13 protein-coding genes are annotated in these 13605 nt (G+C 65.5%); 7 read left to right on the forward strand and 6 right to left on the reverse strand.

The window, feature by feature from the left end; all coding sequences use genetic code 11:
- The first annotated feature begins 71 nt into the window (after nucleotides 1-71).
- From CIT39_RS11380 to CIT39_RS11390, 3 genes are read left to right on the forward strand one after another with little or no spacing between them, the layout of a single operon-like run.
- Nucleotides 72-818 (forward strand): 2OG-Fe(II) oxygenase, encoded by a 747-nt coding sequence (locus tag CIT39_RS11380; RefSeq protein ID WP_094975264.1) that lies wholly within the window; start codon nucleotides 72-74, stop codon nucleotides 816-818.
- Between the two features lie 9 nt (nucleotides 819-827).
- Complete coding sequence (gene alkB, locus CIT39_RS11385; protein WP_094975263.1) at nucleotides 828-1481, forward strand: DNA oxidative demethylase AlkB; 654 nt, start codon at nucleotides 828-830, stop codon at nucleotides 1479-1481.
- Nucleotides 1482-1536: 55 nt separating this feature from the next.
- Complete coding sequence (locus tag CIT39_RS11390; RefSeq protein WP_094975262.1) at nucleotides 1537-2778, forward strand: MFS transporter; 1242 nt, start codon at nucleotides 1537-1539, stop codon at nucleotides 2776-2778.
- On the opposite strand, the gene CIT39_RS11395 is transcribed toward CIT39_RS11390, so the two are convergent.
- The 6 genes from CIT39_RS11395 to hpaH form a co-directional block, all read right to left on the reverse strand.
- Nucleotides 2756-4384, reverse strand: a complete 1629-nt coding sequence (locus CIT39_RS11395; protein ID WP_094975261.1) for a thiamine pyrophosphate-dependent enzyme — start codon at nucleotides 4382-4384, stop codon at nucleotides 2756-2758. The genes CIT39_RS11390 and CIT39_RS11395 overlap by 23 nt on opposite strands.
- A gap of 25 nt (nucleotides 4385-4409) precedes the next feature.
- Nucleotides 4410-5279: a fumarylacetoacetate hydrolase family protein gene (locus CIT39_RS11400; RefSeq protein WP_094975260.1), complete on the reverse strand. Its 870-nt coding sequence runs from the start codon at nucleotides 5277-5279 to the stop codon at nucleotides 4410-4412.
- A 3-nt stretch (nucleotides 5280-5282) separates the two neighbouring features.
- The gene (gene hpaD, locus CIT39_RS11405) at nucleotides 5283-6266 is read right to left on the reverse strand and encodes a 3,4-dihydroxyphenylacetate 2,3-dioxygenase (RefSeq protein ID WP_094975827.1); all 984 of its coding nucleotides are present in this window, start codon (nucleotides 6264-6266) and stop codon (nucleotides 5283-5285) included.
- Between the two features lie 127 nt (nucleotides 6267-6393).
- Entirely contained in the window at nucleotides 6394-7932 is a 1539-nt protein-coding gene (gene hpaE, locus CIT39_RS11410; RefSeq protein ID WP_094975259.1) for a 5-carboxymethyl-2-hydroxymuconate semialdehyde dehydrogenase, read from the reverse strand.
- The gene (locus CIT39_RS11415; protein WP_094975258.1) at nucleotides 7925-8323 is read right to left on the reverse strand and encodes a 5-carboxymethyl-2-hydroxymuconate Delta-isomerase; all 399 of its coding nucleotides are present in this window, start codon (nucleotides 8321-8323) and stop codon (nucleotides 7925-7927) included. Before CIT39_RS11415 ends, hpaE begins: the two co-directional genes overlap by 8 nt.
- A gap of 32 nt (nucleotides 8324-8355) precedes the next feature.
- Nucleotides 8356-9162: a 2-oxo-hept-4-ene-1,7-dioate hydratase gene (hpaH, locus tag CIT39_RS11420; RefSeq protein ID WP_094975257.1), complete on the reverse strand. Its 807-nt coding sequence runs from the start codon at nucleotides 9160-9162 to the stop codon at nucleotides 8356-8358.
- 111 nt (nucleotides 9163-9273) lie between these two features.
- On the opposite strand from hpaH, the gene hpaR reads away from it, so the two are divergent.
- The 4 genes from hpaR to CIT39_RS11440 all read left to right on the forward strand — a co-directional run bounded on the left by hpaR (nucleotide 9274) and on the right by CIT39_RS11440 (nucleotide 13598).
- Nucleotides 9274-9816 carry a homoprotocatechuate degradation operon regulator HpaR gene (hpaR, locus tag CIT39_RS11425; protein ID WP_094975256.1) on the forward strand — a complete coding sequence of 181 codons (543 nt, stop codon included), beginning with the start codon at nucleotides 9274-9276 and terminating at the stop codon, nucleotides 9814-9816.
- A 155-nt stretch (nucleotides 9817-9971) separates the two neighbouring features.
- The gene (locus tag CIT39_RS11430) at nucleotides 9972-11057 is read left to right on the forward strand and encodes a malate/lactate/ureidoglycolate dehydrogenase (protein ID WP_094975255.1); all 1086 of its coding nucleotides are present in this window, start codon (nucleotides 9972-9974) and stop codon (nucleotides 11055-11057) included.
- 142 nt (nucleotides 11058-11199) lie between these two features.
- On the forward strand, nucleotides 11200-11976 hold the full coding sequence (locus tag CIT39_RS11435; protein WP_094975254.1) for an HpcH/HpaI aldolase family protein: 777 nt from the start codon (nucleotides 11200-11202) through the stop codon (nucleotides 11974-11976).
- Nucleotides 11977-12074: 98 nt separating this feature from the next.
- Complete coding sequence (locus CIT39_RS11440; RefSeq protein ID WP_094975253.1) at nucleotides 12075-13598, forward strand: UxaA family hydrolase; 1524 nt, start codon at nucleotides 12075-12077, stop codon at nucleotides 13596-13598.
- Nucleotides 13599-13605: the final 7 nt, after the last annotated feature.

The raw sequence follows: 13605 nt of genomic DNA on the forward strand, positions 1-13605 counted from the left end.
ACCGGTGGAGGAATGGATTCCGGGCTCGCGACTGCGTCGCGCCCCGGAATGACGAAAGGATGGATATCGCTATGGCAATCGCGAGACGTGCTCCTGCAATCGATGAAGCGATCAACCCCGCCGCCCATATCGACGCCCTCGACTGGCCCGAGATCTCCGCCGAACTCGACTCTCAAGGCTGCGCGGTCCTGAAGGGCCTGTTGACGCCGGACCAATGCCGCGAGATTGCCGCGCTCTATCCGGACGATGCGCATTTCCGCAGCCGCATCGCCATGGGTCGGCATGGCTTCGGCCGCGGCGAGTACAAATACTTCGCCTATCCGCTGCCCGATCTGATCGCGCAATTGCGGCCGGCGCTGTACGCGCATCTTCAAGGCGTCGCCAACCGCTGGAACGAGGCGATGGGGATCGACATCCGCTATCCAGCCTCGCATGCGGCTTTCCTCAAGCGCTGCCACGAGGCCGGCCAGACACGACCAACACCGCTGCTGCTGCAATACGACGCCGGCGATTACAATTGCCTGCATCAGGATCTCTACGGCGAGCATGTGTTCCCGCTCCAGGTTGCGATCCTGCTCTCCGAGCCCGACCGCGACTTCACCGGCGGCGAATTCGTGCTGACTGAGCAGCGGCCGCGAATGCAGTCCCGCACCGAGGTGGTGCCGCTGGCGCAGGGTGACGCCGTCGCCTTCGCTGTGCATCACCGCCCGGTGCAGGGGACACGTGGCACGTATCGCGTTAATCTACGCCATGGCGTCAGCCGGATCAGGTCCGGCCGGCGCCATACGCTGGGTGTGATCTTTCACGATGCCAAATGAGCGCTGCGATTGACGGCTGATCTGTTCGATAGCGTTGCTGAGGCGCAGCCGTCGCGCGAGGAGATCGCCGACGGCGCCGTGCTGCTGCGCGGCTTCGTCAAGCCGATCGAGACCGAGCTGATCGCCGCCGTGCGCGCCATCGTGGCGCAGTCGCCTTTCCGGCGCATGACCACGCCCGGCGGTCATCTGATGTCGGTGGCGATGACCAATTGCGGCGAGCGCGGCTGGATCACCGATCACACCGGCTATCGCTACGATCCCATCGATCCGCGCACCGGCGCGCCATGGCCGGCTATGCCGCCAGTGCTCCGCGATCTCGCGCGCGGCGCGGCGGAGCAGGGTGGCTTCCAAAACTTCGCGCCTGATGCCTGCCTCGTCAATCGCTACGAGGTCGGCACGCGGCTGTCGCTGCATCAGGACAAGGATGAGCTCGATTATTCGGCGCCGATCGTCTCGGTCTCGCTGGGATTGCCCGCGACCTTCCTGTTCGGCGGCATGGCGCGCGCCGACAAGCCGCGACGCTTCCGCCTGGTCCATGGCGATGTCGTGGTTTGGGGCGGGGCCAGCAGGCTCGCCTATCACGGCGTCGCGCCGCTTGCCGACGGCGAGCATGGGTTGCTGGGACGGAAAAGAATCAATTTGACCTTCCGCAGAACGCGCTGACGCGTTTCCTCACCCGCCTCGTTCGTCTAAGCTCGGCAACGGGGGAGACCGCGACATGACGACCACACAGCTCTCGGCCGACATCGGGACGGCCAATCGCACCGGCCTTTATCTGGCCGCGCTGCAACTGGTGTTCACGCTGGGCTGGACCACCTACGTCATCTATCTGCCAAAGCTTGCCGCCGAGGTCGGCATCGCGCCATCCGCTGTCATCCTCATCCTGATGCTGGACCAGGCGATCTTCACCATCGCCGATACGGCGATGGGGATCGCCGCGGACAAGCTCGCGCCCTACGTCGGCAGGCTTGGCTTGTTCGTCGGGCTGGTGGCCGCGATCTCCTGCGGCGCGTTCGTCGCGATGCCCTTCGTGGCCGGCGTCGGCGCGGCAGCGCAGGTCTGGCTCATCGCGCTGATCGTGGTCTGGTCGGTCACCTCGTCTGCCTTGCGCGCGCCGCCGCTGACGCTGCTCGGCAAATACCGTTCGAAGCCGCAGGTGCCGTTCCTCGCGGCGCTGGCGATGCTCGGCTACGGCGTTGCCGGCGCGGTCTCGCCCTATCTCGGCGTCGTGCTGCGGGACCACGATGCGCGGCTGCCATTCGTGATCTCCGGCGTCGTGTTGCTGCTCACGGCGCTCGCCCTGTCGCGGATTGAGCATGACGTGGCGCGTGATACCTCGCTGCCGGCGCCGGCCGAGGCGGCCAAGCCGCTGGGCTTCGTGCCGATCGTCTTCATCGTCGCGATGGTTGCATTGGCGCTCGGCTATCAGTTGCACTTCGCCATGAACAGCGCGCCGTTCTACCTGCGCTTCGCCAAGTCCGGCGATTTGCAATGGCTGATGCCGGTGTTCTGGATCGGCTTCAACATCGCGATGTTTCCGGCGAGCCTCGTCGTCAAGCATCGCGGCGGCCTGATCGTGATGGGCGCCGCCGGATTGCTCGGTGCGGTCGCGATCGCCGCGGCGGAGCTTGCCGGCAGCCTCAATACGCTGATCGCCGCGCAGTTCCTCGCCGGCGCGGCCTGGGGCTGCATGCTCATGAGCGCGATCTCGGCCGCGCTTGCGATTGGCTCGACCGGCGCGGAGGGCAAGGTCACGGGCCTCGTGTTCTCCGCGCTGGCGCTCGGCACCTTCGCGCGGATGGCGGCGGTCGCCGGTGGCCTGCAGAAGATCCCTGACTATGCGCCGCTATTGCACTGGGCACCGGTCGCCTGCTGGTCGGTCGCAGGCGCCGGCCTGCTGGTGATCGCGGCTGCACGGCTACAGGGAGTGCCGAGCCTCAAGGCTTCGGCGGGTGAATGAACGCCCACGGGCTCACTTCGGAATCCCGCGCCACTTCCACCGAGATCAGGTATGGCCCGCTGTGGCTAAGCGCCTTCTCCATCGCTGCCTTGAACTGATCCGGCGCGGTGACACGCGCCGCCGCAACGCCGAAGGACTCCGCGAGCTTGACGAAGTCGGGATTGACGAGGTCGGAGGCGACCACGCGGCCGTCGAAGCGTTCGCGCTGATCGCGGCGGACATTGCCGTAGGCGTTGTTGTTGAACACCAGCGTCACCACGCCGATGTTGAACTGCACGGCGGTTGATAGCTCCTGCACGCCGAACATGAAGCCGCCATCGCCGGTGATCGCGACCACCGGCTTGTCGGGATTGGCGACCTTGGCCCCGAGCGCGGTCGGGAAGCCCGAGCCGAGCGTGCCCTGATAGCCCGAGGTGATGAAGGTGCGCGGCTGGTAGACCGGAAAGCCGTACCAGGAGGCGAAGCCGAATTGCGACAGTTCATCGGTCACGATCGCATTCGCCGGCAGCACCTCGCGCAGGATGTCGAGATAGGCCATCTGCGGCTGGATGCGCTGGATCTCGGCTTGCGCGGTCGCGGTGGCCTGGCGGATGTCCTCCCGCCGGCCCCGGGTCCGCGCATAGCCGGCCTTCTTCACGGCCGCGACGAGATCGGCCGTTCCGGCCTGGGCATCGGCGACGATGGCGGTGTCAACGACCACCCGGCGCATCTCGACCGGATCGATGTCGATGCGAATGGATTTCAATCCGCTCGGTTGATAGGGCCAGCGGAAGCCCGATGCCGGCAGCTCCGCGCGCGTACCGATGGCGATCATCAGATCGGTTGTCGGCCACAGCTTGTAGGCGGCCGCCATGGTCAGCCCGAGCTCGTGCGCATTGGAGACGATGCCGCGGCCGCTGCGGAAGGCGACCACGGGCGCATCGATCATCTCGGCGAGCTCGAGGATCTCCTCGCCGGCCTCGATCGCGCCGCTGCCGACGAAGATCATCGGTGCCTTGCTCGCCTTGATCAGCGCCGCCGCCTGCTTCACGAGATCGGGATCGGGCTGCGGGGCGGGCAGCGGCTCCAGCACCTGCGCTGCGGCCGTGTCCGCGCGCTGGGTGAAGACGTCCCAGGGCATCTCGACCGAGGCGGGGCCGCGCCGTCCCGACATCATCTCCTGGAAGGCGCGCGCCACGGTGGTCGGTGCATTGCCGGGATATTCGATCCGGTCGGCCCATTTCACATAGGTGCGCAGGGTCGCAAGCTGGTCCGGCATCTCGTGCAGATGGCCGCGGCCCTTGCCGAGGAATTGCGTCGGTACCTGCCCGGTGACGCACAGCACCGGCTCGTTGCAGCCGAACGCGGTGAGCAGTGCGGCGCTGGCATTGAGCACGCCGGGGCCGGGCACCACGCTGAACACGCCGGGCCTGCCGCTGGAGCGCGCATAGCCGAACGCCATGTAACCGCAGGCCTGTTCGTGCCGGGCGCCGATCACCTTGAGCTGGGCCTGGTGGAAGGCGTCGAACAAGCCGTAGACCTGCGCGCCGGGCAGACCGAACACGGTGTCGACGCCGTGGGCGACAAGCCCGCTTACGATCGCTTCGCCGCCGGTGAGGGTCGTCATTGCACTATTCCACTTCGATGGTTGTTCAGGCTTCGTCGACGACGCCGTTGCGCAGCGTGCCGATGCCTTCGGCCGCGACCTCGACGACGTCGCCGGGCTTCAGGTACCGCGGCGGATCGAACCGGGCACCGGCGCCGGTCGGCGTGCCCGTGACGATGATATCGCCGGGGACGAGCGTTGCGAAGGTGGAGATATAGTTGATGAGGGTGCGGAACGGAAACATCAGCCGGCTGGTGCGGTCGTCCTGCCTGAGCTCGCCGTTGACTTGCGTGGTCAGCCTGATGTCCGCGATCTGAGATTCCCTGACGTAAGGTACCAGCCAGGGGCCGAGGCTGCCGCTGGAATCAAAATTCTTACCCTGGGTGACGTTGAACTTGGCGTGGCGCAGCCAGTCGCGCACCGAGCCTTCGTTGCAGAGCGTGAGCGCGGCGATGTGGTCGAGCGCGCTGCTTTCGGGGATGTGCCGGCCCGCCTTGCCGATCACCAGCACGATCTCGCCTTCATAGTCGAGCTGCGCGGAGGCGCGCGGGCGCACCAGCGGCGTGTCGTGGCCGACGAAGGAGCGGGGCGAGCGCATGAACATGCTCGGGTATTTCGGCGCGTCCTGACCGTCCTTATACTCGGCGTTACGATCAGGGTAGTTGACGCCGATGCAGATGATCTTCTCGGGCGCGGGCACCGGCGGCAGCCAGGTGATGTCGTCGAACGCGTGGTCCGGTGTGCGACCGGCGGCTTCCTCGGCAAGGCTCACGAGCTTGCCGGCCGCGATCACATCGCGCAGCGTCGGATAGTCCTTGGAGTAACGTGTGGAGAGGTCGACGATGCCGCCCTCCAGGACGGCACCGAAGCCGACATCACCCTTTATGGAATAGGTGGCGAGGCGCGGAAGCTTCATGGCTCAATCCGCCACCAGCACGTCGGCCACGAATTTCGGCTCGCGCACGGTCTGCCCTGAGAACGGCGAGCCCTGCTCGAACCAGGAGCGCGGCGCGGGTGCGCCCCACAGCGTCTGGCGCCGCGGATCGCGCAGCGACCAGCGCAGCGGCTCATGGTCGTGATCGCCAGTGAAGTAATCGCTGGTGTAGAGCTCGAGGCGGTGTCCATCAGGGTCGCGCACATAGAGGAAAAACGCATTCGAGATGCCGTGGCGTCCCGGGCCGCGCTCGATGTTCTTCACGAAGCCCTGGGACGCCATGACGTCGCAGAGATGGATGATGTTCATCGCCGTCGGCGTCCAATAGGCGAAATGGTGCAGGCGAGGGCCCTTGCCGTTGGTGATGGCGAAGTCGTGGACATTGCCCTTGCGATGCATCCAGGCGGCCGCGATGCGCCCGTTCGGTCCATCTTCCTCGGCGTATTCGGTGAGGCGGAAGCCGAGCCGCGCGTAGAACTCGACCGTGTCCTGCACCTCGGCGGCGAAGACATTGAAATGATCGAGCCGCTGCGGGTGGCAGCCCCTGTAGAGATCATAGCGGCGCAAGAGATGCGGTCGACGGTCCATCGACGCATAGAGCTCGATCTGGAAGCCGAAGGGATCGGTGAACTGCAGGGTACGGCCCTGGAACGGCTGATCGACGAAGGCGTATCCGAGGCCGTTCTCGGACAGGAAGGCGGCAGCCTTGTCGAGATCTCCGTCGTTGCCGACCTTGAAGCCGAGCCGCGCGCAAGCGGGCACCGCGGCTTTCCGCAGCACCAGCGAGTGATGCTGATGCTCCTCGGCGGCACGCAGGTAGACGACGTTGTCGTCGGCGTCCTCGACATGCAGGCCGACGGTGGTCTCGTAGAACTCCCGGCTCAGCTTCAGATCGGTCACGTCGAGCACGACGTGACTGGAGCGGATGATGTTGAACGGCGGCTCGAAGACGTGTTGCGGTATGGGCATTGCGTTTCCCCTCTCGGTCCCTGTCATTCCGGGGCGCGCGAAGCGCGAGCCCGGAATCCATTCCTCGACGAACTCTGCTGCGCGATGGATTCCGGGTTCGATGCTACGCATCGCCCCGGAAAGACGATCAGATTCCCAGTTTCTGAATCTTGTGCGTGCCCCGCGCCAGCGAGACGTGCTTGGTTTCCATGTAGAAGTCGAACGAGTAATCGCCGCCGTCGCGGCCGATGCCGGAGGCCTTCATGCCGCCGAACGGCGTCGGCAGATGGCGCACGTTTTCCGAGTTGAGCCAGATCATGCCGGCTTCGAGCGCGTCGGCGACGCGCAGCGCACGGCCGACGTCGTTGGTCCAGACATAGCCGGTCAGGCCATAGCGGATGTCGTTGGCGATCTCGATGGCTTCAGCTTCGTCCCTGAAGGGCAGCACGGTGAGAAACGGGCCGAACACCTCCTCCTGGGCAACCCGCATCTTGCCGTGCGCGCCGGTGACCAGGGTGGGCTCGACATAATGTCCGCCGCCCGGGCCGTCATGGGCCTTGCCACCAACGGCGATCACGGCGCCGTCCTGGCGCGCGACGTCGAAATAGGAGCAGACCTTTGCCAGATGGCGTTCGTGGATCAGCGGTCCGATCTCGGTGGCGGGATCGAGGGGATGGCCGACCTTCAGCGCCTTCACGCGCGCGGTGAGCTTCTCCGTGAACTTGTCCGCGATGCCGGCGTGAACCAGGAGGCGGCTCGATGACGTGCAGCGCTCGCCGTTGAGCGAGTAGATCATGAACACGACGGCATCGAGCGCGCGGTCGAGATCGGCGTCGTCGAACACGATCACAGGATTCTTGCCGCCGAGCTCGAAATGCACGCGCTTCAGCGTCGGCGCGCCCTGCACCATGATCGCCGAGCCCGTCGCGCTCTCGCCGACGAAGCCGATCGCCTTGATGGCGGGATGCTCGGTCAGCGCCTTGCCGGCCTCTTCGCCGAAGCCGTGGACGGTGTTGAGCACGCCGTCGGGAACGCCGGCCTGCTTGACGAGCTTTCCGAGCATGTCCGCGGTGACCGGCGACCACTCCGCCGGCTTGTGCACGACCGTGCACCCCGCAGCGAGGGCAGGGGCGATCTTCCAGGTCGAGAGCATGAACGGCGTGTTCCACGGCGTGATCACGCCGACCGGGCCGATCGGCACGCGCGTCGAGATGTTCCAGTGCTCGTCGCTCGGCGTGTTGAGGCCGTCGCGCGCCTCCGCGCATTTGTCGGCAAAGAAGCGGAAATTCTCGGCGGCGCGGATCGCGGCCTTGGCCATGAAGCGATAGGCCTGGCCGGTGTCGATGCATTCGAGCACCGCGATGTCCTCGGCATTGTCCTCGATCGCGTCGGCGACGCGGTGCAGCAGCTTCTTCCGCATCGCCGGGCCCATGTCGCGCCAGGACTTGAAGGCGAGCGCCGCGGCCGTTGCGGCGCGGTCGATGTCCTCGGCAGTGCCGCGCGCGACGCTCGCGAGCGTCGTGCCGTCGACCGGCGACTTCGTTTCAAAGGTCTCGCCGGAGATCGAGGCAACGGTCTTGCCGTCGATCATGTGGCTGATGCCCTCAGTGCGCAGCTTCTCCAGCAGCGGTGCGACGCGGTCGCGGTTGGCCTGGAACACATCGGCTTTGGGGCTGGTCTTATCCATGGGCGGTTTCCACTTTCAGGGCGTCGTGGATGTTGTTGCGCTTCCAGCTGGTGTCCTTGTCGTTGATCTGCATGTCGAACGACAAAGCGAATTTGCTGGCGGCGAAGACGGGATCGAGATGGCGGGAGAGTGCCTGGAAGACGTGCTCGCCGGCCTGCTGGCGCGTCTTGAGGTCGCGGCCCTCGCCGATGCGCAGCACCATGTCGAGAAACCCATAGTCGTTTCGCGCGTCGGCGATCGCATAGTGCTCGCACCTGATGGCGCGGACGCGGATGCCGCCGAGCGGGAAGATGCCGGTCTCGACTGCCGCCTTGCGCACGACTTCGCAGACCAGCTTCATATCGAGACGTCCGTCGAGATTGGCGGAATATTCGATGGTGAAATGCGGCATCGCGGTTTCACTCCCTGTGTCGTCTTGTTGCTTTACGCGAAGTAGCAGCTCACCGAGCCGTAGGCGCCATAATCGGCTTGAATTGTGTCGCCCTTGCGGGTCTCGATCGGACGGATGAAGGAGCCGGCAAGCACGACCTGTCCGGGCTCCAGCGCAAGGCCGAGCGGCGCGATCTTGTTGGCGAGCCAGGCCACGGCGGTCGCCGGGTGATTGAGCACGCCGGCGGCAAGGCCGGTCTCCTCGAGCTGGCCGTTCCGAAAGCACAGCGCGCCGATCCAGCGCAAGTCTGCGTCCAACGGCCGGATCGGCCGTCCGCCGAGCACGATGCCGGCATTCGCCGCATTGTCGGCGATGGTGTCGAAGATCTTTCGCGTCGCTTTCGTCCTGGGATCGACGCGCTCGATCCGCGTGTCCAGAATCTCCAGCGCGGGAACCACGAAGTCGGTAGCATTGAGCACGTCGAACAGCGTGCTATCAGGCCCTGCGAGCCGCTTGCTCATGACGAAGGCGAGCTCGGCCTCGACCCGCGTGGCGATGAAGCGCCCGGTCGGAATGATGCCGCCATCGGCGAAGAACATGTCGTCGAGCAGCACGCCGGAATCCGGCTCGTCGATGTCAAGCGCGCTCTGCATCGCCTTCGAGGTCAGGCCGATCTTGTGGCCCTTGACGATGCGCCCCTCGGCGATCTTGACGTCGACCCAGGCCTTCTGAATCGCGTAGGCGTCGGCGATGGTGATGCCGGGGAAATCCTGCGACAGCTGCCGGATCTGCACGCGGGTCTTCTCCGCTTGGTGCAGACGCCTCGCGCAAGCTTGGATATCGTCGTTGGAAAGCGCCATTTGTGATCTTACAAATTGGGGTGCCGGAAGATACTTAACATGTTAAGTGAATGCGTCAAACACAATTCCGGCTTGCTGCACTGCAAACGTCTTGCGGTTTGAAAGGGCATCATGGTGAAGAGACCGGCTGATCCAGCCAACGGAAGCGCGCCTGCCGCAGGACCTATCGCAAGGCCTGCCGCAAGGCAGGTGCCGATGCGCGATTTCTCGCGCTCCCTGCCGATGTCGCTGCTGCGGGCCCGCGAAGCGGTGATGCGACAATTTCGCCCCTCCCTGCGCGAGCACGGCTTGACCGAGCAGCAATGGCGCATCCTGCGTGCACTGGCCGCGATCGACGCGGTCGAGGTCACGGAACTCGCGCGCACGGCGTTCCTGCTCGGGCCGAGCCTGTCGCGCATCCTGCGCGATCTCGAGGCGCGCAACCTGATCGAGCGCAAGACGGCCAAGGCGGACCAGCGCCGCAGCATGGTCTCGATCTCGAAAGAGGGCGTGAAGCTGATGGCCTCGGTGGCGCCGAATTCGGAGGCGATCTATGCCGAGATCACGCGACGGTTCGGTGCACGCAAGCTCGCGGAGTTGCAGGAGATGCTCGGCGCGCTCGAACTGAGTCTTGCAGAGCTTGGCGGCGCCGAGGAGGCAAGTGCCGAGGAGTGAATGCTGATATGCGCGAGCGTGCGGCAACGGCCATGGACATCCGCTGATTTGTTCGCGCAAACTGCCGCCCAAGCCGATCGATGCAAAATCGGCACCGGGACGGAGAACGCCGCGTCGAGCGCGCTCCGCCGGAACCAGGAGGCGCGCGGACTTTCATGGTCACCATTCAGGTTCAGAGGCTGATCGACTTCGTCACCGAAGTCTTCGCGCATGCGCAGTCCTCGCCGGAAGAGGCGAAGCGGATCGCGACCTATCTCACGACGGCCAATCTGACGGGCCATGACAGCCACGGCGTGATCCGCGTTCCCGTCTACATCCGCTGGCAGAAGACCGGCATGGTCGTGCCCAACCAGGCCGCCGAATTGGTGCTGGACACGCCCTCGCTCGCCGTGGTCGACGGTAGGTTCGGTTACGGCCAGACCGTGACGCCGCAGGCGGTCAGGATCGGCATCGAGAAGTGCAGGAAGGCCGGACTTGCCGCGGTCGCACTGCGCAATGCCGGCCATATCGGCCGCGTCGGCGACTGGGCCGAGATGGCTGCCGCCGAAGGCCTCATCTCCGTGCATTTCGTCAATGCCGCGGGCTCGCTGCTGGTGGCGCCATTCGGCGGCGTCGAGAAGCGGCTCTCCACCGCGCCATATTGCGTCGGCATCCCCCGCGCGGGCCAGGATCCGATCGTGCTGGACTTTGCGACCTCTGTCGTGGCCGAGGGCAAGGTGCTGGTGGCAAGCCGCGGCGGCAAGAAGCTGCCGAAGGGGGCGCTGGTCGATTCCGACGGGAGCTTAAGCGAGGATCCGGTCGTGCTCTACGGGCCGTTCACGCCTGATGGGCCGCGCGATCACACCAGGGGAACGGGCGCCATCCGCGCCTTCGGCGAGCACAAGGGCTCGGGCCTTGCCTTTATCTGCGAGCTACTTGGCGGCGCGCTGACCGGAACCGGGGCCACGTCGGGCGGACGGCGCTTTGCCAACGGCATGCTGGCGTTCTATGTCGATCCGAAAGTGGTCGACACCTCCAACCTTTTCGACGGCGAGGTCTCGCGCTATGTCGATTTCATCCGCGCCACCAAGCCGGCGGCCGGGGTCGATCAGGTGCTGATTCCCGGCGATCCCGAGCGGAGAACGAGGGCCGAGCGCACCCAAAACGGCATCCCCTTGCCGGATGACACCTGGGCGGCGATAGTGAACACCGCCCGCGAGGTCGGCGTCAGCGAAGTCAGCATCCAGAGGGCGACCGCATAGGTCTTGCGCCATTGCGAGCGTAGCGCGGCGGCCCGGTTCGCGGTAACAGCGGGATTGTGCTGTCGCGGCGCTCGTCATGGTGACGATGGTCCAAATAACGCGGTCCAAATAAGACGGTCCAAACAACAAGAAGGAAGGCAACGTGGCGAACAAGGTCAAGGAAATCTGGAAGTCGGGCAAGGCCGTGGTCAACGCGTGGCTCGCGATACCCTCCGGCTTCTCGGCCGAGATGATCGCGCAATGCGGCTTCGACAGCGTCACCGTCGACATGCAGCATGGCGTGCAGGATTATCTCTCGATGGTGCAGTGCTTCCAGGCGATGGACAAGCATCCTGTCACGCCCATGGTCCGCGTGCCCTGGAACGAGCCCGGCATCATCGGCAAGGTGCTGGACGGCGGCGCCTATGGCGTGATCTGCCCGATGGTCAACACGGCGCAGGAAGCCAGGAACCTCGTCTCCTATTCGAAATATCCGCCGCAGGGCGTCCGCTCCAACGGCCCGATCCGCGCCGGCATGTACGGCACCGCGGGCTCCTACCAGAAGACCGCGAATGCCGACACCATCCTGCTGCCGATGATGGAGACCAAGACCGCGGTCGAGAACATGGAAGCGATCCTCGACGTCGAGGGCATCGACGGCGTCTATATCGGACCGTCCGACCTCGGCTTCTCGTACGGCCTCGAGCCCAAGCTCGACCGCAGCGAGCCCGAGATCCTCGCGATCTACGAGAAGATCATCAAGGAATGCGGCAAGCGCGGCCTCAACCCGGGCATCCATTGCAGCGGCGCCGAAGGTGCTGCACGCGCCATTAACATGGGCTTCAAGCTGGTGACGCTCTCGAACGAGGTCGGCCTGATGACCACCTACGCCAAGATGCAGGTCAATGCCACCCGCAAGGATTCGGGCGGCAAGGCCTAAGAAACTTGCGAATGGCGAATGGGGAGTAGCGAATAGGGCTACTCCCTTTTTCCATTCGCCACTCACCACTCGCTATTCGCCTCCCAAGGAGACCTCCCATGACCATCAGCCCCGTCATCCGCCTGCATCCCGATGATGGCGTGCTGATCGCGCGCGCCAGCCTACCGCCGGGAACGGTCGTCGCAGACGGCGTGACCACGGTCGAGCGCATCCCCTCCGGCCACAAGGTCGCGATCAAGCCGATCTCAATGGGCGAGCCTGTCATCCGTTACGGCCAGATCATCGGCTTTGCGACCATCCCGATCGCGCCGGGCCAGCACGTGCACGTGCAGAACATCGGCATGGGCGATTTCGCCAAGGACTATGCCTATTGCGCCGACGTCAAGCCGACGCCCAATTTCGACCTGCCGGCGACTTTCGAGGGCATTCGCCGCCCGGACGGCCGCGTCGCCACGCGCAACTATATCGGCATCCTCACCTCGGTGAACTGCAGCGCGCATGTCGCAAGCCTCGTCGCCGATGTCTTCAAGAAGAACCCCTTCACCGGCGACAATCCGCTGGCCGATTTTCCCAATGTCGACGGCGTGGTCGCGCTGACCCACAAGACCGGCTGCGGCATGACGCAGAACGAGCCTCTGGCGCTGCTCCGCCGCACGCTCGGCGGTTATGCGCGGCACGTGAACTTCTCGCATGTGATCGTGCTTGGCCTCGGCTGCGAGGTGAACCAGATCGGCGGGCTGATGGAGGAGCAGAAGCTCGCGGGACGCCTGCGCGCGATGGACATCCAGGAGGTCGGCGGCACCCGCAAGACGGTGGAGGCCGGCATCGCCTTCGTGCGCGAGGCGCTGGCGGATTCCAACAAGGTGAGCCGCGAGTCCGTGCCGGTGAGCGAATTGACCGTGGCGCTGCAATGCGGTGGCTCGGACGGCTATTCCGGCGTGTCGGCCAATCCCGCGCTTGGCGCCGCGAGCGATCTCATCGTGCGCCACGGCGGCACCGTGATCCTGTCGGAGACGCCGGAGACCTACGGCGCCGAGCATCTCTTGACGCGCCGCGCCGTCAGCCGCGAGGTCGGCGAGAAGCTGGTCGACCTGATGCGCTGGTGGGACGAATACACGACGCGCGAAGGCGCCGAGATGAACGCCAATCCGAGCCCCGGCAACAAGGCCGGTGGGCTCACCACGATCCTGGAGAAGTCACTCGGCGCGATGGCGAAGGCGGGCACCACCAATCTCGTCGAGGTACTGCGTTACGCCGAGCCCATCACCAAGAAGGGTTTCGTGTTCATGGACACGCCCGGCTACGATCCAGTCGCGGCGACCGGGCAGGTCGCGGGCGGCGCCAATCTCGTCTGTTTCACCACGGGTCGCGGCAGCGTGTTCGGCTGCAAGCCGGCGCCCTCGATCAAGCTCGCGACCAACACGCCCATGTACAAGCGCATGGAAGACGACATGGACGTCAATTGCGGCACCATCCTCGAAGGCGAGGAGAGCGTCGAGCAATGCGGCCAGCGCATTTTCGATCTCATCCTCAAGACCGCCTCGGGTCAGCCGACCAAGAGCGAGAGCTTCGATTTCGGCGGCGCCGAGTTCGCGCCCTGGGTGCTGGGCGCGACCATGTAACGGCGCG

This window comes from Bradyrhizobium symbiodeficiens, assembly GCF_002266465.3.
Classification (GTDB): Bacteria; Pseudomonadota; Alphaproteobacteria; order Rhizobiales; family Xanthobacteraceae; genus Bradyrhizobium; species Bradyrhizobium symbiodeficiens.